Annotated in this window: 22 protein-coding genes; 20 read left to right on the forward strand and 2 right to left on the reverse strand. The window is 41.8% G+C overall.

The window, feature by feature from the left end; genetic code table 11:
• Window positions 1–62 precede the first annotated feature (62 nt).
• Window positions 63–743 carry a zinc metallopeptidase gene (locus EKQ44_RS15750; RefSeq protein ID WP_237664498.1) on the forward strand — a complete coding sequence of 227 codons (681 nt, stop codon included), beginning with the start codon at window positions 63–65 and terminating at the stop codon, window positions 741–743.
• A gap of 398 nt (window positions 744–1,141) precedes the next feature.
• Here EKQ44_RS15750 and EKQ44_RS15755 read toward each other — a convergent pair whose 3' ends face one another.
• Window positions 1,142–2,017, reverse strand: a complete 876-nt coding sequence (locus EKQ44_RS15755; RefSeq protein WP_237664499.1) for a YitT family protein — start codon at window positions 2,015–2,017, stop codon at window positions 1,142–1,144.
• A 184-nt stretch (window positions 2,018–2,201) separates the two neighbouring features.
• Here EKQ44_RS15755 and EKQ44_RS15760 point away from each other — a divergent pair, with 184 nt between their 5' ends.
• The 19 genes from EKQ44_RS15760 (at window position 2,202) to EKQ44_RS15850 (ending at window position 20,011) form a co-directional block, all read left to right on the forward strand.
• The gene (locus tag EKQ44_RS15760; protein WP_237664500.1) at window positions 2,202–2,540 is read left to right on the forward strand and encodes a nucleotide pyrophosphohydrolase; all 339 of its coding nucleotides are present in this window, start codon (window positions 2,202–2,204) and stop codon (window positions 2,538–2,540) included.
• The gene (dapB, locus tag EKQ44_RS15765; protein WP_237664501.1) at window positions 2,540–3,343 is read left to right on the forward strand and encodes a 4-hydroxy-tetrahydrodipicolinate reductase; all 804 of its coding nucleotides are present in this window, start codon (window positions 2,540–2,542) and stop codon (window positions 3,341–3,343) included. The genes EKQ44_RS15760 and dapB overlap by 1 nt, the downstream gene beginning before the upstream one ends.
• Before the next feature lie 14 nt (window positions 3,344–3,357).
• Window positions 3,358–3,777, forward strand: a complete 420-nt coding sequence (mgsA, locus tag EKQ44_RS15770) for a methylglyoxal synthase (protein ID WP_237664502.1) — start codon at window positions 3,358–3,360, stop codon at window positions 3,775–3,777.
• On the forward strand, window positions 3,770–4,480 hold the full coding sequence (gene bshB1, locus EKQ44_RS15775) for a bacillithiol biosynthesis deacetylase BshB1 (protein ID WP_237664594.1): 711 nt from the start codon (window positions 3,770–3,772) through the stop codon (window positions 4,478–4,480). The genes mgsA and bshB1 overlap by 8 nt, the downstream gene beginning before the upstream one ends.
• Window positions 4,481–5,620 carry an N-acetyl-alpha-D-glucosaminyl L-malate synthase BshA gene (bshA, locus tag EKQ44_RS15780; RefSeq protein ID WP_237664503.1) on the forward strand — a complete coding sequence of 380 codons (1,140 nt, stop codon included), beginning with the start codon at window positions 4,481–4,483 and terminating at the stop codon, window positions 5,618–5,620.
• A 10-nt stretch (window positions 5,621–5,630) separates the two neighbouring features.
• Window positions 5,631–6,842 carry a CCA tRNA nucleotidyltransferase gene (locus EKQ44_RS15785; protein ID WP_237664504.1) on the forward strand — a complete coding sequence of 404 codons (1,212 nt, stop codon included), beginning with the start codon at window positions 5,631–5,633 and terminating at the stop codon, window positions 6,840–6,842.
• Window positions 6,843–6,844: 2 nt separating this feature from the next.
• The gene (locus tag EKQ44_RS15790; RefSeq protein WP_237664595.1) at window positions 6,845–7,798 is read left to right on the forward strand and encodes a biotin--[acetyl-CoA-carboxylase] ligase; all 954 of its coding nucleotides are present in this window, start codon (window positions 6,845–6,847) and stop codon (window positions 7,796–7,798) included.
• A gap of 426 nt (window positions 7,799–8,224) precedes the next feature.
• Window positions 8,225–9,055: a 3-methyl-2-oxobutanoate hydroxymethyltransferase gene (gene panB, locus EKQ44_RS15795; RefSeq protein WP_237664505.1), complete on the forward strand. Its 831-nt coding sequence runs from the start codon at window positions 8,225–8,227 to the stop codon at window positions 9,053–9,055.
• 5 nt (window positions 9,056–9,060) lie between these two features.
• Complete coding sequence (gene panC, locus EKQ44_RS15800) at window positions 9,061–9,924, forward strand: pantoate--beta-alanine ligase (RefSeq protein ID WP_237664506.1); 864 nt, start codon at window positions 9,061–9,063, stop codon at window positions 9,922–9,924.
• Window positions 9,925–9,927: 3 nt separating this feature from the next.
• The gene (panD, locus tag EKQ44_RS15805; protein WP_237664507.1) at window positions 9,928–10,311 is read left to right on the forward strand and encodes an aspartate 1-decarboxylase; all 384 of its coding nucleotides are present in this window, start codon (window positions 9,928–9,930) and stop codon (window positions 10,309–10,311) included.
• A gap of 131 nt (window positions 10,312–10,442) precedes the next feature.
• The gene (locus tag EKQ44_RS15810) at window positions 10,443–13,016 is read left to right on the forward strand and encodes an exonuclease domain-containing protein (RefSeq protein WP_237664508.1); all 2,574 of its coding nucleotides are present in this window, start codon (window positions 10,443–10,445) and stop codon (window positions 13,014–13,016) included.
• Window positions 13,017–13,077: 61 nt separating this feature from the next.
• Window positions 13,078–13,911 carry a ComEC/Rec2 family competence protein gene (locus EKQ44_RS15815; RefSeq protein ID WP_237664509.1) on the forward strand — a complete coding sequence of 278 codons (834 nt, stop codon included), beginning with the start codon at window positions 13,078–13,080 and terminating at the stop codon, window positions 13,909–13,911.
• Window positions 13,912–14,125: 214 nt separating this feature from the next.
• Window positions 14,126–14,296 (forward strand): YpmA family protein, encoded by a 171-nt coding sequence (locus tag EKQ44_RS15820; protein ID WP_082153472.1) that lies wholly within the window; start codon window positions 14,126–14,128, stop codon window positions 14,294–14,296.
• A 12-nt stretch (window positions 14,297–14,308) separates the two neighbouring features.
• Window positions 14,309–14,782 (forward strand): cell wall elongation regulator TseB-like domain-containing protein, encoded by a 474-nt coding sequence (locus tag EKQ44_RS15825; protein WP_237664510.1) that lies wholly within the window; start codon window positions 14,309–14,311, stop codon window positions 14,780–14,782.
• Window positions 14,783–14,803: 21 nt separating this feature from the next.
• Window positions 14,804–15,991 carry a pyridoxal phosphate-dependent aminotransferase gene (locus EKQ44_RS15830; protein WP_237664511.1) on the forward strand — a complete coding sequence of 396 codons (1,188 nt, stop codon included), beginning with the start codon at window positions 14,804–14,806 and terminating at the stop codon, window positions 15,989–15,991.
• Between the two features lie 286 nt (window positions 15,992–16,277).
• Window positions 16,278–17,570 carry an asparagine--tRNA ligase gene (gene asnS, locus EKQ44_RS15835; protein ID WP_237664512.1) on the forward strand — a complete coding sequence of 431 codons (1,293 nt, stop codon included), beginning with the start codon at window positions 16,278–16,280 and terminating at the stop codon, window positions 17,568–17,570.
• A gap of 514 nt (window positions 17,571–18,084) precedes the next feature.
• Window positions 18,085–18,786: a DnaD domain-containing protein gene (locus EKQ44_RS15840; protein WP_237664513.1), complete on the forward strand. Its 702-nt coding sequence runs from the start codon at window positions 18,085–18,087 to the stop codon at window positions 18,784–18,786.
• 71 nt (window positions 18,787–18,857) lie between these two features.
• Complete coding sequence (gene nth / locus EKQ44_RS15845; protein WP_237664596.1) at window positions 18,858–19,511, forward strand: endonuclease III; 654 nt, start codon at window positions 18,858–18,860, stop codon at window positions 19,509–19,511.
• Window positions 19,511–20,011, forward strand: coding sequence for a YpoC family protein (locus EKQ44_RS15850; RefSeq protein ID WP_237664514.1), 501 nt, complete (start codon window positions 19,511–19,513; stop codon window positions 20,009–20,011). The genes nth and EKQ44_RS15850 overlap by 1 nt, the downstream gene beginning before the upstream one ends.
• A 246-nt stretch (window positions 20,012–20,257) precedes the next feature.
• Here EKQ44_RS15850 and EKQ44_RS15855 read toward each other — a convergent pair whose 3' ends face one another.
• Complete coding sequence (locus EKQ44_RS15855; protein WP_237664515.1) at window positions 20,258–22,936, reverse strand: PBP1A family penicillin-binding protein; 2,679 nt, start codon at window positions 22,934–22,936, stop codon at window positions 20,258–20,260.
• Window positions 22,937–22,958 lie beyond the last annotated feature (22 nt).

Below are 22,958 nucleotides of genomic sequence, written 5' to 3' on the forward strand. Positions count from 1 at the left end.
ATAAAATAATCCTAATAGGAAGACTACATTTAGCGGATATAGAGCTAAGGAGGGACTTACTAATGGGATTAGGAATGTATCTGATCTATTTCGCTTTCTTGCTGATTGTCCCATTGTGGGCACAGTCAAGAGTAAAGAGCGCTTATAAAAAATATTCCAGAGTTGCTTCTTCTTCAGGAATGCCTGGGGCAGAGGTCGCACGAAAAATACTACACGATAACGGGATTTACGATGTGAAGGTGGAGGAAACAAGGGGACATTTGACTGATCACTATGATCCAAGATCGAAAACGATTCGTCTATCCTCTCACAACTATCACGGAAATTCCATCGCAGGTGCAGCGATAGCAGCTCATGAGGTGGGCCATGCGATTCAGGATAACCAGGATTACGCATTTTTGCGCTTCCGCCATTCGCTTGTGCCTGTAGCAAGTCTCGGTTCGAATATGTCTTTTTTCCTCATATTCGCGGGTCTTATTTTTGGAGCAAGCAACCTGATCCTTATCGGAATCATCTTTATGGCTGCTGCTGTATTGTTCCAGCTAGTGACACTACCAGTGGAGTTTGACGCTTCCAACAGGGCAATGGACCAAGTGGTATCACTTGGGATAATCAATAACTATGAGGAACGAGAAACCAAGAAAGTATTGAATGCGGCCGCGTTGACATATGTTGCAGCAGCTGCTGTGGCTGTGGCGGAGTTGACGAGATTCATCTTAATATATTTGGGAAGTCGGGAATAGGATACGTAGATGATTTTATGGAGCAGCCCTTTTGTGGGCTGCTTTTTGTTAAAAGACAATTTGGAGCGGTTTCTTAGGGTGAGATTGTCATTATAAGGTGATTAAAGACAATCTGGAGCGGTTTACTAAGGTGAAATTGTCATTGTATGGTGGATAAAGACAATTTGGAGCGGTTTACTAAGGTGAGATTGTCATTATGAGGTGGATAAAGACAATCTGGAGCGGTTTACTAAGGTGAGATTGTCATTATGAGGTCGATAAAGACAATCTGGAGCAAATTTCTAGGATGAGCTTGGGTTGATAACAATCTCTAGCAGTAATCCAAAAGTTAAGACCTTCATCACCAGGATGAAGGCCTATTAACCAATATACAGCTGCCAACTTAGTGCAATCTAACCTTACCGCTCCACCGGATTCTTATTCTCATCCAATGTAAAACCTTCGCCAAGCACATCATGAACATCACTGACCGCGACAAAGGCGTGTGGATCAACGGAGGTGATGACATTTTTCAGCTTGACCAACTCGTTTTTCGCGACTACACAGTAGAGAACATTGCGCTCGAGCTTTGAGAAGGAACCTTGCCCACGCAGGATGGTAACCCCGCGGTCCATTTCCTGATGGACTTTAGTGGCGATCTCTTCATGCTTATCGGAAATGATGGTTGCACCCTTAGCTGCATAAGCACCTTCCTGCATGAAGTCGATGACACGGGCTGCAACAAAAACTGCCACAAGTGTATACATAGCTTCCTGATAGGTAAGATACATGATGAGTGACAATACGATGACCACTGCGTCAAAAAGGAACATTGCCTTCCCCATGCTCCACCCGATATATTTATGAGCGAGGCGCGCAATGATATCGACTCCCCCTGTCGTTCCTCCGTATCTAAAAATGATACCCAATCCAATACCGATGAACACTCCGGCAAACAAAGCAGCCAACGTCAAATCATCTTCAAGGGACGGGAACATTAACGGAACTCTTTGAAAAATCCATAAGAAAACCGACAAACTAAATGTGCCAATCAATGTATAAAAGAACGTATTCCTTCCAAGAAGCTTCCATCCGATAAAAAATATCGGGATATTCAGCAATAGATTTGTGTAGGAAGGGTCAAATCTGAAAAGGAAATATAAAAGTAGGGTAATACCTGTAAAGCCGCCTTCTGCAAGATTGTTTTGCATATTAAAGTTTACTAAACCAAATGCGAAGATGGCAGATCCAATTAATATGTAGATGATATTTTTGATTTTTAAGCCTTTTAACATGGTGAACCTCCAAGACCTAGATAGTTTACAGCCTCTCCATTATAATAGACATGGAAGAGAGAAGTAAATGGGATTTAAGAAATGGTATAGCTTCCTACCGATTTTTGAACACATTCTTCCATCAAGCTCAAACATTTGTCAAATGATAGGGTTTTAGCTAACATGATAAAGTGAGGTGACGTGTATGAGTGAAAAAACAATGCAAGAGATGCAACAGGAAGTGGACAAGTATATCTCCCAGTTCAAAGAAGGGTATTTTAGCCCTCTTGCCATGCTTGCAAGAATGACGGAGGAACTTGGCGAGCTTTCTCGAGAGATCAACCACTATTACGGTGAAAAGCCGAAAAAGAGTACAGAAAAAGAGAATACGGTAGAAGAAGAGTTAGGTGACATGTTGTTTGTCATGATTTGCTTTGCCAATTCTTTGAATATAGATTTACAAGAAGCGCACGACCGCGTGATGGAAAAGTTTCAGACGCGGGACAAAGATAGATGGACAAGAATTGAGGAGGAAGAGGAATAATGGACAACATCAAGATTATACTGGCTGGACCGCGTGGACGCATGGGGCGTGAAGCGGTTGATTTGATACATAATGTAGATCATTTTCAATTAGTGGCGTGTCTGGATAGGGTGAACGAAGGGAAGTTGCTTTCCGAAGTTGATGGGTTTCCATCCATTGCGGCACCTATCTATAGCGATCCGGAACAATGCTTTCAAGAAGTGGAAGCGGATGTCCTGATAGACCTGACCACACCTGAAATTGGAAAAATTAATACAAAACTTGCGGTGGAGTATGGCATACGTCCTGTTGTCGGTACGACAGGATTTAATGAAGAGGAACTTCAGGAACTGACAGAGCTTGCCGAATCCAAAAAGATCGGTGTTATCATAGCCCCGAACTTTGCTGTGGGAGCCATCCTGATGATGAAATTCGCGCAAATGGCAGCAAAACATTTTCAGGACGTGGAAATTATGGAATTACATCATGATCGAAAACTGGATGCACCGTCTGGCACGGCAATCAAGACAGCTGAGTTGATATCAAAGACAAGGGAGCCGAAACGTCAAGGCCACCCTGAGGAAGAAGAAACAATCAAAGGGGCAAGAGGGGCTGAAACTAAAGACGGAATACGTATACATAGTGTGAGACTTCCAGGTCTTGTTGCACACCAAGAAGTGATGTTTGGCGGAGAAGGACAGTCCTTGACAATCAGGCACGATTCTTACAATCGGGCAAGCTTCATGTCAGGAGTGAAGCTATCAGTCGAAACGATTATGTCCTTGGAAGTACTGGTGTATGGTTTGGAAAATATTATCGAGTAACGGGGGAAACGGTCATGAAGGTAGCATTGATTGCACACGATAAGAAAAAACCGGATATGATACAATTTGCGACAGCTTATAAAAATGTACTGGAGAAGCATGAGATATTTGCCACAGGTACAACAGGACTTCGAATTTCAGAAGCCACGGGCCTGAATGTACATAGATTCCAATCGGGACCACTTGGAGGAGATCAGGAAATCGGGGCATTGATTGCTCAAAATAAGATGGATATGGTCATCTTTTTCCGCGACCCGTTGACTGCCCAGCCTCACGAGCCAGATGTCACTGCTTTGCTGAGACTATGTGATGTTTATTCCATTCCGCTTGCAACCAATATGGGAACAGCGGAGATATTGATTCACGGGCTTTCAAGAGGAGAACTTGGTTGGCGGGAAATTGTACATGGCAAAGAAGCGGAAACCGATGAGTGATCAACTAGACATCCTGGCATTCGGGGCCCATCCAGATGATGTGGAGATTGGCATGGCCGGCACTCTTGCAAAATATAAAGAACAAGGCTATAAAACCGGAATCTGTAATTTGACCTATGCGGAAAGATCATCCAATGGAACCGTTGAGATTAGGCAAAAGGAAGCAAATGATGCTGCTAAAATCCTTGAATTGGATGCACGCATTCAGCTTTCTTTACCAGATAGAGGTCTTTACCTAAGGGAAGAATACATACTTGAGATTGTGTCTGTCATCCGGAAATACAAGCCGCGTCTTGTTTTTGTACCATTTTACGAAGATCGTCACCCTGACCATGGGAATTGTGCCAAGTTGGTAGAAGAAGCTGTATTTTCCTCAGGTATCAAACGTGTGGCAGATTCTAAGGGGCAATCTGCACATAAAACTGAAAACCTTTATTTTTATCAGATAAATGGGTTACATAAACCGGAATTCTATATAGATATATCCAGCCAGATCGAGAAGAAGACAAAGGCGCTTGAAGCCTACACAAGCCAGTTTGAGAAAAACCCCGAAGGAGTGGACACACCGTTAACCAACGGGTATGTGGAGGCTGTCATCAGCCGGGAACGTGCATACGGAAAACAAATTGGTTCCATGTATGCAGAAGGATTTTTTGCAAAAGGACCAATTGTTCTTAACTATGATTTATTAGGTGGGATTTAATTGAAATTGAAAATCGGCATTACTTGCTATCCGACAGTTGGCGGATCAGGGGTAATTGCAACGGAATTGGGGAAGCTTTTGGCGGAAAAGGGACATGAGATCCATTTCATTTCCTCGAGTATGCCATTTCGACTAAACAAAGTATATAGCAACATCTATTATCATGAGGTGCAGGTGAATCAATATTCTGTCTTCCAGTACCCACCATACGATTTAGCCTTGGCTAGTAAAATGGCAGAAGTAGCAAAACGGGAAAAACTGGATCTATTGCATGTTCACTATGCCATTCCACATGCGGTATGTGCCTACCTGGCCAAAAAAATGACAGACGATAGACTGAAGATTGTGACGACCCTTCACGGGACAGATATAACGGTACTTGGCTACGATCCTTCTCTCAACGACATGATTCGATTTGGGATTGAGGGGTCTGACGTGGTGACAGCCGTATCCGAGTCACTTGTGCAACAGACATACGACTTACTTCAACCAAAGAAATCCATTCAAACCGTTTATAACTTCATTGATGAACGGGTCTATTTTAAAAAAGACACCCAGGACCTTAAAGTCCAATATGGAATAGCAGATGAAGAGAAGGTCATCATCCACGTCTCTAATTTCCGCAAGGTGAAACGTGTACAAGATGTAGTGAAGTCCTTTCACCTTATAGAAAAGAAAATCCCATCAAAGTTGCTGCTTGTCGGGGATGGACCAGAGATATCGGTCGTATGTAATCTTGTGAGAGAACTGGGCCTTAAAGATAAAGTGTTGTTTCTTGGTAAGCAAGAGAATCTGGAAGATTTATACTCCATTAGTGACCTTATGCTTCTTTTATCTGAAAAAGAGAGCTTTGGACTTGTATTACTTGAAGCGATGGCGTGTGGCGTTCCATCTGTCGGTACAAAAATCGGAGGTATACCTGAAGTAATCGATAATGGAAAAACAGGTTACCTCAGTGATGTGGGAGATGTAGAAGATATTGCCCGAAATGCCATAGAGATATTGGGAGATACCACTTTACATACTAAATTTGCGGAGAATGCCATATCAAGAGTAAAAGAACACTTCAGTTCACAAAGAATAGTAGAACAGTACGAAGAGATGTACAAGCAATTGATCGATAACCCAAGTGAAAGTTGAGGGAATAACGATGCACAAAGCCTTCCATCAAGGTAGTCTGATTATCGAACGTTTAGAAGAAAACGGACATGAAGCTTACTTTGTGGGGGGCTCTGTTCGCGACACCTTAATGAATAGAGTAATAGGTGATATAGATATTGCCACATCTGCCACTCCCGAAGAAATTCAGGCTATTTTTCCAAAAACGATAGATGTCGGAGCAGAGCATGGAACCATCATTGTCGTGACATCCGAGCAGGAGAGCTATGAGGTGACGACGTTTCGGACAGATGGAACCTATACTGATAACCGCCACCCTGACAACGTGACATTTGTGAAAAGCTTGGAGGAAGATTTAAAACGCAGGGACTTCACCATGAACGCCATTGCCATGGACAAGGATGGTAAAATACTGGACCCTTTCCATGGAGAAAGTGATATTGAAAGAAGAGTTATTAGAACCGTTGGGAAAGCAACAGAGCGATTCAAAGAAGATGCCCTACGAATGCTTCGTGCCGTTCGCTTTTCCAGTCAATTGTCCTTTTTCGTGGAAACGGACACGTTTATCGCTATACAAAAAGATCGAGCCCTTTTAGAGATGGTTTCCATTGAAAGGAAAACGATGGAAATGGAAAAGCTACTAAAAGGACAAGGTGTTAAAAATGCTCTGGAGCTTTTGGTGACAACTGGACTTCACACATTCCTCCCTCATTTTGAAGAAAAGGGCAATCATTTGAAAGAGCTTGCTAAACTACCTGTATATGAACTTCAAAGTCGTTCTGCTTTATGGGCGTTGTTGGTCATTGTCTTAAATGTGGATGATGTGGAAACATTCCTGAACAGTTGGAAGCTGCCGAAAAAGGTAACGAAGGCTGCACAAGAGAATCTGAAGGTGATAGAACAGGTCAAACGAATGGGATGGGTAAAGGAAATCATCTACAGGTCAGGACTTGAGCAATCATTAGAAGCTCATCAAGTAATGGCTGTCTTAGGATGGGAGAACAAGAGTAAGAGTGTCCAAATCCATAAAATATACAACGCTCTGCCTATTCACAGTCTTAAAGATATCGTTTTGGATGGTCATGACCTTGTAGAAATTGCAGGAGAGAAACGGGGAAAATGGATCGCCATGCTTTATCAGGATTTGGAAATGGCATTGATTCATGAGAAAACACAAAATGAGAGAGCGGCTTTGAAGGAGTGGGTATGTAATTGGCTACAGAAATACGATCAAAACTACTGAAAATGTTTACGGAAATAGAGGGTGACTTCCTATCTGGCCAAAAGATTAGCGAAGAGCTCGGATGTTCAAGGACGGCTGTGTGGAAGCATATAGAAGACTTGAGGCAGGAAGGTTATGAGCTCGAGGCAGTGAGAAGGAAAGGTTACCGTATTAAAACGATTCCTGATAAAATCTCCCACAATGAAATCTCACTGGGATTGAAAACGGAAGTTCTCGGGAGGAAGGTCCATTTTGAGGAATCGGTCACTTCCACTCAAAGGATCGCGCATCAACTAGCGTATGACGGCGCACCGGAGGGGACCTTAATTGTTGCGGAAGAACAGACGGCCGGCCGGGGTAGGTTGAGCAGGGAGTGGTATTCACCAAAACACACAGGTATCTGGATGAGTCTCATCCTCCGTCCTAATCTTCCACCTGCAAAAGCTCCTCAATTGACACTTTTAACGGCAGTAGCAATCACACAAGCCATTGAAGAGGTGACAGGTTTACGCCCGGATATAAAATGGCCGAATGATATATTGATTAACAAAAAGAAAACGGTGGGTATACTGACGGAAATGCAAGCAGAGGCGGACAAAATAAATTCCGTTATCATCGGTACCGGTATTAATGTAAATCAAGCAATAGAGCACTTCCCGGAAGAACTTCACTCTATTGCCACCTCTCTTTCCATTGAGCTTGGTGAAACTGTCAATCGTGCCGAGCTTATTCAAACGATTTTATTCAAATTTGAAAATTTATACCATAAGTATCTGGAGCATGGGTTTTACCCAATAAAGTTACTGTGGGAGTCTTATGCGATCAGTATCGGCAAGAGGATCATTGCCCGTACCATATCAGGCACTTTAGAGGGTAGGGCAATAGGGATTACAGAGGATGGAGTACTAATGCTAGAAGATGATCAAGAACAGATCCATTATATTCACTCAGCGGATATTCAACTTGGAAGCGATTAATGATAGCATCTTTCCCAAACATATTCTATAATAGTGGTGATGGGCAGTATCTTATAGAACTGCACCTTCAGAATTATTGAGTAATGAAGTAATACCAACCAAATATCTGCCTTGATCCAAAGGACTGGGACAGAGGGATTGAACTGAATTTGTTTAATTATGCTATACAACCATCCTTCTTTCGCATGCGCAAAAGAAGGATTTTTTTCGGTTCATTTCCTCTCCTTATCAAAAAGGTTCTAATAATTTTCTTGATACTCTAGCTGTTGATTATAGCAAAAGGCGAAGACTCAGGCGGGAGGTGGCGCTTAGGGGAGACCCCGCAGGTTTACCGAGGAGGCTCCCCAAGTGCCCCGCGGAAAGCGAAGTCCATTGCGGAAATCAACAGCGGCGATCAATGGAGCCTATCAAAAAGGAGGAAGGAAAATGAAAAGTACGTCGGATTTTTTGAAAATGAAGAAGAATGATGAAAAAATCGCCATGCTGACGGCATACGATTACCCATCTGCCAAGCTGGCAGAAGAAGCAGGAGTGGACATGATCCTTGTAGGTGACTCCCTGGGGATGGTCGTCCTTGGATACGAATCCACTGTACCTGTGACAGTCGAAGATATGATCCATCACACCAAAGCAGTAAAACGTGGAGCGACCTCCACCTTTATTGTGACAGACATGCCATTCATGTCGTACCATCTTTCTATGGAAAACACCCTTCAAAATGCCAAAAGGATTGTCCAGGAGTCGGGAGCGCATGCGCTTAAAGTGGAAGGTGGGGGAGAGGTCTTCCATGTCATTTCTTCACTGACCAGTGCAGGGATCCCGGTGGTGGCACATCTTGGCCTTACCCCTCAATCAGTAGGAGTCCTCGGAGGGTATAAAGTCCAAGGAAAAGATGTGGAAAGCGCCAAGAAAATGATACAGGATGCAAGAACTGCTGAAGAAGCAGGTGCCATGGCACTTGTCCTGGAATGCGTGCCGAAACAGCTCGCGAGGGATATTGCCGCACAGCTTTCCATTCCTGTCATCGGGATCGGGGCAGGTGTGGAAGTGGACGGACAGGTACTGGTGTACCATGATGTGGTCAAATATGGCGTAGACCGTGTACCAAAGTTTGTACAATCGTATGCCGACTCCCAGACATCGATGAAGGACGGCTTGCGTCAATTTGTAGGGGAAGTGAAAGATAAGACATTTCCCAAAGCGGAACACAGTTTTACCATGAAAGAGGAGACATTGCATCGACTATACGGGGGATAACTAGCGTGGAGATTATAAAGAAGATTAAGGACATGCAGCATGTCATAAAAATAGAAAAACAAAAAGGCAAGAAGGTTGGCTTCGTTCCCACAATGGGCTTTTTGCATGAAGGGCATCAGACATTGCTCAAGGAAGCAAGGGACAATAATGATATCGTCGTATTGAGTATTTTTGTCAACCCGCTTCAATTTGGCCCAAATGAAGATTTTGATGCCTATCCGCGTGATTGCATTCGGGATGAAGGCATTGCCAAGAATCTGGGTGTAGACTATTTGTTTTACCCGAGTGTGGATGAAATGTACAAAGGTGAACGAACAACATTGATAAAAGTGGAGAAGCGAGTGGACGTTCTTTGCGGAAAGCATCGTCCAGGACATTTTGATGGGGTAGCAACCGTCGTCATGAAGCTGTTTCAGATTGTGTCACCGGACAGGGCTTATTTTGGCATGAAAGACGCACAACAAGTGGCAGTGATTGACGGACTGATCAATGATTATCATTTACCAATTGAATTGGTACGTGTGGACACGGTAAGAGAGGAAGACGGACTCGCGAAAAGTTCGCGAAATGTGTACTTGAGTGAGAAAGAAAGAGAGAAGGCTCCATATCTATATAAAGCGCTCATCCTTGGAAAAGAGAAAGTGCTGGAAGGACAAAAGGATTTCCTGAAAGTGAAGAAGGACTTGGAAGAATATATCACCCTTCATACTGGAGCCCATGTGGAATATTTGGAAATATACGCCTACCCTACTCTTCAGGAATTACAAGCGCCAATGGAGGATCAGAACATCATTATAGCCTTGGCAGTGAAATTCTCTAAGGCAAGACTAATCGACAACATTGTTTTTTCATATAATAAGGGGGAATAGTAAGTGTTTCGTACTTTAATGAATGCAAAAATACATCGCGCCCGAGTAACAGAATCCAACTTGAATTATGTAGGGAGCATTACAATCGACGAAGATATCTTGGATGCAGTAGGCATGGTAGCCAATGAAAAAGTCCAAATTGTAAATAACAACAATGGTGCACGCTTTGAAACCTATATCATTCCAGGTAAAAGAGGTGGTAAAGACTTCTGCCTTAACGGTGCTGCAGCGAGATTGGTTCAAGAAGGCGATGTCATTATCGTCCTATCCTATGCAATGATGGCAGAGGAAAAAGTAAAAAATCATCAGCCTAAGGTTGCTGTTATGAATGAATATAACGAAATTGTAGAGATGCTAGGCACAGAGCCGGCTGCTACTATTATGTAATTTTGATCCCCCTTATGAATAGGGGGTTTTTCTATTCCTTCTATGGGAAAAATAAAAATACATATTACTTTCAACGGGTGTCTATGGTACCTTTTATATATGCTTAAACAGATGTAATGAGGTGTAGTTAAATGAAACAGCGATATGTGGTTCTCGACTTGGAAACGACAGGGAATTCCCCGAAAAAAAAGGACAAAATAATACAAGTTGGCGCTGTTTTGATTGAAGAGGGCGAAATAGTGGAGCGTTTTTCGAGCTTTGTAAATCCTGAATGTGCCATTCCTCCATTTATTGAGCAGTTAACAAATATAAAACAGGAAATGGTCGATCGTGCTCCAACCTTCCAGCAGATTGCACCAATGTTGAATGAAATGCTTGAAGGGTCCTCTTTGGTGGCACACAATGTCCCGTTTGATCTTTCTTTCTTACAACATGAATTGAGGTCAAGTGGCTTTCCGGCTTTTTCAGGAAACACCTATGATACAGTGGAACTAGCCAGGATTCTGCTACCAACACAAAAAAGCTATAAATTGACGGACCTATCCGTCTATTATCAGCTGGATCATGATAATCCACATAGAGCTGACAGTGATGCTGAAGCTACCGCTATTATATTCCTAAAGCTTTTAGAGAAGATAAATATGCTTCCTTCCATCACAATCAAGCAGTTACATACATTTCTACATACCATGAAAAGTGACATTCACCTTTTATTTCAATCACAAGGAGGAATCACTTCAGAAGAATATGCCCTATACGAAAATAAGCTGGTGGTCAAAAAAAATAGGGAATACAGTTTGAAGGAAAAAGCCCAATATAAAAGTGATATTTTGACACGTTTGACCACTCTTTTGAAGCAGGTGGGGAATGATGTGAGTGATCTCTTGGATTCAAGGCAGCATGGATTACTGGAACTCCCTTCTTCAGAGACAAAGAAATTAAATCATATACTAGGCGCCTTGGTGTTTGCGCTCCATAAAGGCAAACAGGTTGGAATCTCTTCTATGAGGTCGGATACAAAAAGAATGTTTGAAAAGTTGATCCATACCAGTACACCAGGTTCTGCTTTCATCACTTCTGAAATAAAAGGGAGATATTATTATCTTAGCTTACCTAGATTCTCTGCTACCCTGGAAGAGGAAGATGATAATTATGACGCTGTACTCACAAAAGCACAGATATTAGTGTGGTTAACGGAAACGGAAACAGGCGATATGGAGGAGCTTTCTCTGTCTTCAGGCGGAAGGTTGTTATGGGATGAGATTAACTGTACATTCGATAGGACCCAGGAAAAAGAAGAGATTGATTTTTGCTTTTATCGGCGTGCCATCAAGAAAATGGATGAAGCCTATGTTATTTTTACCAACCATCACTTTCTCGCCAAGGAGATTTGGAAGCCGGATGTTTTTAAGGATTTAGATTATTTTCTCGTAGAGGATGCTAATTTCTTTCAACAAAATGTCAGCAGGTTTCTTGGCAAGCAAATAAGCTATCTTGATATATATTTTGCTTTAACGAAACTAAAGGAAACACCTATTGTAACGCAAGCAAAAGAAGAGCTCGATGAAGCATTCAGGATGATTAGAAGCTATTGTCTTTCAAGGACAAAGAAGACTAAGCAAAGAGCCGTATATAGATTTGATCTATTGAAAGAGAAGTCTCCTGGCTGGTTTGCTGTCTTGGAAGCGGCACAGCGTCTCAGCATGAAACTAACAGAGGTACTTCATTCGTTGGAAAACCGCGGGGGAGAAGTGGGAACACACCAAGAGTCCGACTTACTTCCGTTGAGAAAAATGAGGGACACCTTTTATTCGCTCTTATTTGTGGGAAGGGTCAATGCATTGACATGGTTCGATGTCCTAGCAAAAGGTGCTAAGAATTCAGTTACCATCTATGAACAACCCATCGATATTTCACAGAGCTTGGCGGAAAAATTCTATCAGAAAAAAAGCAGTATCCTATTCGTTTCACAGGCATTAAGTGTGGATGACCACTTTGATTATATGATAGAAGAATTAGGGTTGACCGACTTCTATCCTAAAACAGTTACTTATAAAGATAATGGTGATGTTGGGTATCCGGGAGTTTATATCCCTACGGATATGCCAACCATCACAAGGGGTAAGAATGAAATGTTTGTACAAATGGCGGGTATTCAAATTAAAGAGTTACTTGCCGAGAAAGGTGGGAGGATCCTTGTCACATTTTCTTCGCTTGAAATGTTAGGAGCCGTATACCAGGAAATCAAGTCTCTTCCCAATTCCGATGAAACAGTAGTGGTCAGTCAAAGTAGCATGACCGGTGGCAAACAGAAGATCCTGAAGGCAGCCTCTAATTTTGAAAAAGCCATTCTCCTAGTCTCTAACAGCTTTTTAGAAGACGTATCCTTGAATGATGAGCAAATAGACACATTAGTGGTTATACGTTTACCATTTAAAGCGATGGATGAACCCGTGATGGCAGCGAGAATTTCCAATGTGGAAGGTCAAGGGCGAAATTCCTTTACAGATGTATCCCTGCCAATGGCCGTTTTGAGTTTCAAGAAAATGATAGGGGTCTTCCTAGAAGAAGGTCGTTCAAAGGATATTTTTATCTTTGACAGAAGAGTCGTGGATAAACGGTATGGTAGTTCGTTTATCGATGCCATTCCGAATGCCATCGTGAAAAAAGATTCTTTTTTTTCCATATTGAATAGTATGAATTAGTTCCTTTTTAGTTAGGTTAATACAGTGTATATCTAACTAAGAAGCGGAATGGATGAATTTGATGTGGAATTTGGTGACCATTTGTATCTTGCTGTTCAATTGGGGAATATTTCAGCCAGAACTTCCCCATGATGTGGAAAAAATCAATTTGAATTTATCCAAAGAGGAAATAGCCTTCACATTTTTTGACCTGTCACAAGGGGAAAGTACATTGATACAATCAAGTACAGGGGACAACATCCTCCTAAATACCGGCGGACCGGAAGCAGGGGAAGAGCTATTATATTACCTTGATATATATGGTGTGGAAGAACTGAAAACTGTTATTGTCACAAGTGAAGCAGATGAGTATATCGGTAATCTTCAAAGTGTTGTGAAAAATATACAAGTTCAAAATATCGTGCTCCCCGATGCTTCCATGGATCTTCCATTACAAATGAAGAAAGAGACATGGGAAGAAGGGGATATCACTCAACTTTTCGAGGGTCTAAATGGTGAATTATTAAGTAAGGGTAATAAAGATGATCATTTTACCATGGATATCTTACTGGAATATAAGGGCACGAATATTCTCTACATGACAAGCGCAATGGAAGAAGTAGAAAATAAACTAATGGCAAAGAAAGATTTAAGTGTGGTAAACATTCTCAAAGTGGGGGATTTTGGAAACCCTTCCGGTACGACCGAAGCTTTTCTTGAGGAATGTGATCCACAAGTAGCCATTGTATTTTATAAGGACGACCAAAAAGGTATTACAGACGTACTGGAGCGTCTTCACGAAACGTGGATGGATATTTATCAGACCCGCCAAGTGGGTAATATTTCTGTGAAGGCAAAAGATCATGATTACCAGGTGTATACGATCACACTTGACGCATATAGATCCATGTCCTAAAAAAGGGTGAATCTTCCTTTTAGAAAGATTCACCACTCAAACTGGTGTGGGATAGGAGTAAAATTTTATACATTCATGTACATCAATGTACTAAACTGAATAGAAACTGTTATAATGTGTTTGAACACTATAGGTGATTCAGTACTTATATTCTAACCGACTCTGAGGGTGAGTATGAGTAACAAAAATTGTTTGGACGCAGGAGGATTTTGGGATGGAAAGCAAAATCGAAATATTATCAACCGTAACAGTGGAGAATTCATCCGATTTGTACAAGATTGTGGATACATTGAACAGAACGTTAAAAAGAGAAAATCTAATGTTTGGTCTTGCACTTGACCAGGAAAACCAGGAAAAAGCAGTTTTTACCATATATCGTACATAAAGAAGTGATGAAATGAAAAAGTGGATTATCTTCAGCATTATCATGGTTGCCATTATAGTTTTGTGGCAAGTCATCAGTATATATCTAACCGCTATGTCTCCTGTTAAGGATGAGATGGAGCGTGCAACAGAAATTGTAAAGCAGGAAGCAAATCTGAATACAATGGAAGAAGTTACAACATATAATGGAACACATTCTTACATCATTGTGCAAGGTACCAATGAGGACAATGAAGAGATGGTTGCATGGGTGAACGAGGAAAATGAAATCGTTCATTTAGCGAAAGCAGAAGAGGGAATCCCAAAGGAAGAGGTACTAAACTATCTTCAAACTGACAGAGAACCAAAAGAAATCATTTCTGTCATGTTGGCAATGGAAAAGAATACGCCCCTGTGGGAAATCAAGTTCAAAGATAATAATGATCAATATAATCTCCATTACATCCGATATGAAAATGGAGAATACTTTCAACGAATAATCTTTTAATGGTAGCGGGAGGAACTATAGATGAAATTAGCCAAGCGAGTATCAACACTAACACCATCAACGACATTGGAAATCACGGCAAAAGCAAAGGAATTGAAGGATGCGGGTCATGATGTAATCGGGCTTGGTGCAGGGGAGCCGGACTTTAATACGCCTGCTCATATTTTGGAAGCCGCCAAAGAAGCGATGGATAAAGGATTTACAAAATATACGCCGTCTGGTGGTTTACCGGCTTTGAAAAAGGAAATAATCAATAAACTTGAGCGTGATCAAGAGCTAACTTATAAGCCTTCCGAGGTAATCGTATGTATCGGTGCTAAACATGCTCTTTATACGTTGTTCCAGGTTATCCTTGATGAGGGCGACGAAGTAATCATCCCTACTCCATATTGGGTCAGCTATCCCGAGCAGGTGAAATTGGCTGAAGGTGTCCCAGTATATGTAGAAGGCAAGGAAGAAAATCAATTTAAAATTACAGCCGAACAACTAAAAGCAACGATCACGGACAAGACAAAAGCGGTAGTATTGAACTCCCCAAGCAATCCCACAGGAATGGTTTATAGCAAGGAAGAACTTGTGGAGTTAGGAAAAGTATGTTTAGAGCATGATATCTTGATCGTTTCTGATGAGATCTATGAAAAGCTTCTATATGATGGAAACAAACATGTCTCCATTGCCCAACTGTCTCCAGAACTCAAAAATCAAACAATCATCATCAATGGGGTGTCCAAATCACACTCTATGACAGGATGGAGAATAGGATATGCAGTCGGTAACCAGACCATAATCAGTGCGATGACGAACCTGGCAAGCCACAGCACATCAAACCCTACTTCCATTTCACAGTATGCAACAATCGCTGCCTATCAAGGGCCTCAGGATGATGTAGAATTGATGAGAACAGCATTTGAAGAACGACTGAATATCATGTTTGATAAGTTGAATCAGATTCCTGGCTTTCATTGCCTTAAGCCTCAAGGAGCCTTCTATCTATTCCCAAAAGCGATAGAAGCGGCTAAATTGGCAGGTTTTGACGACGTGGACAGCTTTGTAAAAGCATTATTGGAAGAGGAAAAAGTAGCGCTTGTACCAGGATCCGGCTTTGGAGCGGATGACTATGTCCGACTATCTTATGCCACAAGCCTCGATCTTTTAGAAAGTGCAGTGGAAAGAATCGCAAACTACATGGCAAAAGTAACGGCTAAGTAACAAAGCCTCTCAACAGCGGTGATTAAACAATACCTTAAATCAAAGACTTTTTCAGTGGCCTCCAACGAAGTGAGGAGGCTTTCGGAATAGCGGAAGCGCCTGTAACAGTGTTCAACGGTTATATGCAAATCTAATCTTCTAGAGGTGTCGAAAGGCTAAGTACCATTACTTAGCCTTTCTCTGTTTAGAAAGTGTTTGCTTACAATATTACAGGCTTGTATAATAGAGGATATGTACATAAATGTGTAAATATATTAGCTAGAACAATGTTGGAGGGAACAAAGAAGTGAAAACAACGATAGCAGAAGTACATAAACATGTTGGAGAAGAAGTAACCATCGGTGCTTGGATTGCCAACAAACGATCAAGTGGAAAGATTGCTTTCTTACAACTAAGGGACGGCTCCGGTTTCATTCAAGGAGTGGTTGTGAAAGCGGAAGTGGACGAGTCTGTATTCCAAGCAGCCAAATCTGTTACGCAAGAAACATCCGTATATGTTACTGGTGTTGTGCGTGAAGATGAAAGATCTCCATTTGGATACGAATTAGGAGTTACAGGAGTGGAAGTCATTCATGAAGCGGTGGATTATCCAATCACTCCTAAAAATCACGGTACAGAATTCCTTATGGATAACCGTCATTTATGGTTACGCTCCAAAAAGCAGCATGCCATCATGAAAATCCGAAATGAAGTAATTCGTGCAACTTACGAATACTTTAACGACAATGGGTTCTCCAAAGTTGATCCACCAATCCTGACCGGAAGTGCGCCAGAAGGGACATCCGAACTTTTTGCGACCAAGTACTTTGATGAGGATGCCTACCTTTCACAAAGTGGACAACTTTACATGGAAGCGGCAGCGATGGCACTAGGGAAAGTATTCTCCTTTGGTCCTACATTCCGTGCAGAAAAATCCAAAACCAGACGCCACTTAATCGAATTCTGGATGATCGAACCGGAAATGGCGTTCTACGAATTTGATGACAACCTTGTTGTACAGGAACAATATGTGTCATACATTGTTCAGTCGGTAGTAAAGAACTGCAAATTGGAACTAGGTATTTTGGACAGAGATGTATCAAAGCTTGAAAAGATCCAAGCACCATTCCCTAGAATCTCGTATGACGATGCCATTAAATTCTTGAATGAGAAGGGCTTTGACGATATTAAGTGGGGCGACGATTTTGGAGCTCCTCATGAAACAGCGATTGCAGAGACCTATGATATGCCTGTATTCATCACGCATTATCCTGTAGGAATCAAACCTTTCTACATGCAACCACATCCAGAGCGTGATGACGTTGTATTGTGTGCAGACTTGATTGCACCAGAAGGCTATGGCGAAATCATCGGTGGATCTGAGCGTATCCATGATTATGAACTATTGAAACAGCGTTTAAAAGAGCACAACTTAGAATCTGATGCTTATAAATGGTACTTGGAGCTTCGTCAATACGGTTCCGTGCCTCACTCAGGCTTTGGACTTGGCTTGGAACGTACTGTTGCATGGATCAGTGGAACAGAGCATGTAAGAGAAGCTATTCCATTCCCAAGATTGCTTAACCGATTGTATCCTTAATATTATTTTTATTATGATGGGTCACCCGTTTTTTGCGGGTGCCTGTTTTTATTGTTGGGGTAGTGTTTGAAGTGGTGCGGGGAATTTGTCTATTAAGCTGCTTCGTTGGACCTTGGTGCTTCTAAGCAAAAAAACATTGAAATATTATAGAAAAATGCTTATTTTTATGATGAAAATTTACTTCGGACATTCTTCTTCATCATTCGGACAAAAAATGCTGAAATTAGCTTAGGTACGGACATAGAACAGAGGGCTTTGGACAATTTTTACAAGGCCTTTGGACATTGATTTTTTTGGTTCGGACAATTTATGAAAAACTTCAGTCAAGAATGCAAAATCTTTGGACAACTTTAAGAAAACTTTGGATAAGATTAAGAAATCTTCGGACATTTGAACTGCCCAGTTTGTTTTGACTCATCATTCCCACCAAAAGCTTTCTTTAGATCTCTTTGAAAAATATTCCCCTATGAAGATGTCCTATAAATTTGTTATACTTATCGAAGAGGTGTCTCAAATGAAAAAAGAGCAATTTATTGAATTTATGGAAGAAGGGAACCTTACCGTCCCTAAATACTTATTAAATAATTATGTCAATCTTGGGCTAAATGAAAAAGAATTTTTACTTCTCCTACATGTACATTCTTTTGTGGAAAGCGGAATAATTTTTCCAACCCCAATGGAAATCGCAGATAAGATGACGATAGACCCCACTGAGTGTATGGAAATACTACGTCATCTACTCCAAAAAGGGTATGTATCCATCAGTGATGAAATGGATGAATACTCCATCAAATACGAACGCTATTCTCTCCAACCCCTCTGGGAAAAAATGATTCACTACATGATGGACCAAAACAAGCAAGCCGCTCAACAGTCGAACCATGAGCATGAAGTAAACTTGTATACAGTGTTTGAGCAGGAATTTGGAAGACCTTTGTCTCCTTTTGAATGTGAATCATTAAATATGTGGATGGACCAGGATCACCATGATCCAACTATAATAAAAGCTGCGCTAAGAGAAGCGGTCATTTCAGGGAAATTGAATTTCCGCTATATTGATCGCATTTTATTTGAATGGAAAAAGAATGGAATAAAAACAATCAACCAAGCAAATGAGTATGGCAAAAAGTTTCGTAAGAATCAACACAAGCCTACTTCTGTACCACCAAATAAGTCGAACAACAACACGGTTCCATTTTACAACTGGCTTGATTAACAACAAGGGGGCACGTAATGAAAGAATTGCGTGTTCCTTTTTCTATCAATAGTGAAAGGCAGGACCTACTGATGTTAAACCTGAAACAGATAAAAGAGGTAGTAGAGGTCATGGGCGAAATGTTTCCCGATGCCCATTGTGAATTAAACCATAAGAACCCATTTGAACTTGTGATTGCTGTAGCACTATCAGCCCAATGTACCGATGCACTCGTCAACAAAGTGACAAAGAATTTGTTTGAAAAATATCAAAAACCTGAGGACTATCTTGCTGTTTCGTTGGAAGAGTTGCAACAGGACATCCGTTCCATCGGTCTTTTCAGAAACAAAGCAAAGAACATTCGCAGTCTATGTCATATGTTACTTGAAGACTATGGTGGGGAGGTACCTAGAGAGCGGGATGAACTCGTTAAACTACCGGGAGTAGGAAGAAAAACGGCTAATGTAGTGGTATCCGTAGCCTTCGGTGTACCGGCTATCGCAGTGGATACTCATGTCGAAAGAGTTAGCAAACGACTGGGGATCTGCAAATGGAAAGATAGTGTTTTAGAAGTGGAAAAAACATTGATGAGAAAAATTCCAATGGAAGAATGGTCAGCTACTCATCACCGCCTCATCTTCTTTGGTCGCTATCATTGTAAGGCTCAAAATCCTCAGTGTGAAAGTTGTCCGTTGTTGGAGATGTGTAGAGAAGGAAAGAAGAGAATGAAAAAGAAGGTGGGTTAATGAAGATTCCTGAGGCGTTTGTTCATCCTTACTTTTATACCAAACTGGACTCCATCCATATCACTCATTTTGATGTGGAGGATATCATCACCGTCCCGTTTAAATATGATATTGCCTACTACCTTGGCGCTGCCCCACATGGTTTACCTTGGGAGAATACAAGTGATAGCATTCCATCACTCCTTTCGAGCTGGAAGGCAAAGGAGGATATTCTCAACAGCCTGCATCAAAAAAGGGATAGGAAAGCAGCGAAGGATGAGATGATACCTGCCATAGCATGGTATCTTCAAATGCAGTTTTGGATCAATGGACAACCTGTCAGAAGTATAAGTGATTGGAAGAGGGACGTTAAGTCGTTAAAGTGGAAGCCAGTGAATGTAGAGGAGAGGCTTGACTTTATCATAAAGAAACCGGAGTTGTTTCATGCTTATATTCAATTACAACAACTCTTTACGGAATGTACCAAGCTCTTTTATAAAAGCAAAGCGTTACAAAAGTAACCCAAGAGGCTACCGAATACAGGGTAGCCTCTTGTGGTATAAAAATTAGTTTGCCCATTTATTTCATGGCTTCGCTTTCCGCGGGCTGTCAGGAAGCCTCCTTGGGCTGATACCCTGGACCCGCGAGGTCTTTCTTCCCTCTTCAGTCTACGCTCCTTACGCTTCGATCAACTAGAGTATTTCATCATTTAAGCTACATCATAAATAAAGAGGCTACCATGTAGATGGTAGCCTCTTTGTTCTGTATTAGTCGTTGTCGTCAGAGTCATTATTATTGCCACGGCCCTGACCATTACGGTTGGTGTTGCTCTGTGTATTGGTACCGTCTGTTTCCTCACCGTCCCCAGGAGGCTCTTCGCCATCTCCAGGAGGTTCCTCACCGTCTCCAGGGGGCTCTTCGCCATCTCCAGGAGGTTCTTCACCGTCCCCAGGAGGCTCTTCGCCATCCCCAGGAGGCTCTTCCCCGTCCCCAGGAGGAGTTGGAATTTCTGGGATGATGCTATCATCTTCATCCTCTACAGCTTCAGGAATAGTAATGGTTTGAGAGGCTGCGTCACTTCTGTTTTCGTTGTTTTCATCCTGTACGGCAATCAGTTCAAATGTGAATGTTGCTCCAGGGTCTGGTGATTCTACAACTAATCCAAGATCTTTTGTTTCTGTCAATGGTTGAGGGGAACCTTCATTAACAGCTACGTTAATGACGAAGGTTACACCCGCGATGCGGTCTTCTGGATAATCCCAGTTTAGATTGATAACATTTGCTTCTTCATCATACTGAGCGGTAAAGCCAGTAGGGGCAGGAAGCTTGTCATATTCTTTTGAGACCTCAGTTGGTTCTGTTCCTTTAACAAAGTATTCGTTCGTAATCTGATCAGAAGGTGTAAACTCGCTCGCTTTTAATGGAGGATTCGAGCCCTTCTCGATTGGGACACGCACGACACTGTTAGGAACAGGGAAATCCGCTTTATCTTCACTTGTAGTGGAAATTCTCTCCATCAATTGCTTGAAGATAATCCGTGACAAATACTGATCTTGATTCACACCATCAATAGGGCGCAAATAATTATCTTCGCCTGTTCTTCTGAAACCGGTCCAAACTGCAGCAGTATAGCTTGGCGTGTAACCTGCAAACCATGTACTAGGGACACCGCCATTTGGAATACCAAATTCATTGATCGTATCTTTTGAAAAGTTGGTCGTTCCCGATTTACCGGCAATATTCAATCCGGGTACGTTTGCAGCGGTAGCTAAGCCGCTTCTGACAGATGTTTTCAGCATATCTGTAATCATAAACGCGGTAGAGTCTTTCATCACAACTTCTGACTCTTTATTTAAATTGACACTTGTACCGTCTTGGAAGACAACTTTGGTTACAGCAAAAGGTTCCGTGTAAACCCCACCACTACCGAAAGAGCTGTATGCTCCAGCCATTTGAAGAGGCGACACACCATTTGTGAATCCACCAATCGCATAGGCCTCGTTGATTTCTTCCTCTAAAGGGATTCCCAATTTAACGGCAAAATCACGGGCACGGTCAAGACCAACTTCTTGTAGCGCTTTTAGTGCAGGAATGTTTCGGGAGTCCGCTAAATGCTGTCTCATGCTAAGATAGCCTTTATGTTTGTTGTCCCAGTTATTCAACTCGGTACCGGATGAGTACTTGTATGGTTCATCATTAATCTGATGATAGGTGGACCAATCCAAATATTCGATTGCAGGTGCATAATCCAGTATCGGCTTGATTGCGGAAGCAGGCTGAACCTTGATGTCGGTGGCGTAGTTAGTTCCTGTCTTCATATGATTGCGTCCGCCACCGATAGCTCGAATCTCCCCACTTTGTGTATCTATTAGAGCGATGCCTGCTTGATAGTCTTCATTGTCTAGATGTGGGATACCACTTTCATCTGACAAGATATATTCCACTTCTTCTTGTGCATTTACATCTAGGGTAGTATAAATCTCCAACCCATCCGCTTGAGGGTCGACATCGCCTAACTGATCCGAGATCTCTTCAATGACACGGTCAATAAAAGCGTTGTATTTGTTGGAGTAGTTTGTTTTTTCTACATCGTCGGTGAGCGTGGCATCAACAGGTGTTGCTTTTGCTTCATCGGCTTCTTCCTGCGTAATCTTGCCATGTTTCACCATCAGGCTAAGGACGATATTACGTCGCTTTTCCGCATTTTCAGGGTTTGTTACAGGATTATAGCTGTTAGGACTCTGAGGAAGTCCTGCAAGCATGGCAGCTTCATGTAACTCAAGTTCGTCCAAAGTTTTCCCATAATAATTATTTGCAGCATTGGAAATTCCATAAGCATAGTTAGAAAAATAGATTCGGTTTAAGTACATTTCCAATATTTCGTCTTTTGTAAAACGAGATTCCAATTGATAAGCTAGGTAAAATTCCTGTGCTTTACGTTTTAAGGTTTTATCGGTAGAAAGGAAAGATAGTTTTACAAGTTGTTGGGTGATGGTACTACCACCCTCGGAACCAAATCCTCTTGTGACGTTAGCCAATACAGCCCCCGCGAGTCGTCGGTAATCCACTCCGTTATGCTCATAAAATCGTACATCCTCTGTTGCAAGGAAAGCATCTTTTACAAGATCCGGTATATCATCTGAATCTACATATTCCCTTGCTTCATGGCCACCGATCTCAGCAGCTAACTCCCCATCCATTCCATAAACTTTCGATGGAACAGGAACCTTAAGTAACGTTTCGTCTAAAGGGGGGGTACTTTGTACATAATAAGCGAATGTTCCTATACCGGTTAATAAGCCAACAAGTCCAATAATAAGTGCGGATAAAAATATCTTTTTGAAAAGGCCTTTTTTGGAACCTTTCTTCTTTGTTCCGTTCTTGGCATTTCTTTCTTCTGCCATCGCTTTTCTTCTTTGTTCTCTCGATTGATACTTTTCAGTCATGTTTCAGACCTGCCTTTCTTTA

Origin of the sequence: Sutcliffiella horikoshii (assembly GCF_021991925.1) — a bacterium.
Taxonomy (GTDB): Bacteria; Bacillota; Bacilli; order Bacillales; family Bacillaceae_I; genus Sutcliffiella_A; species Sutcliffiella_A horikoshii_F.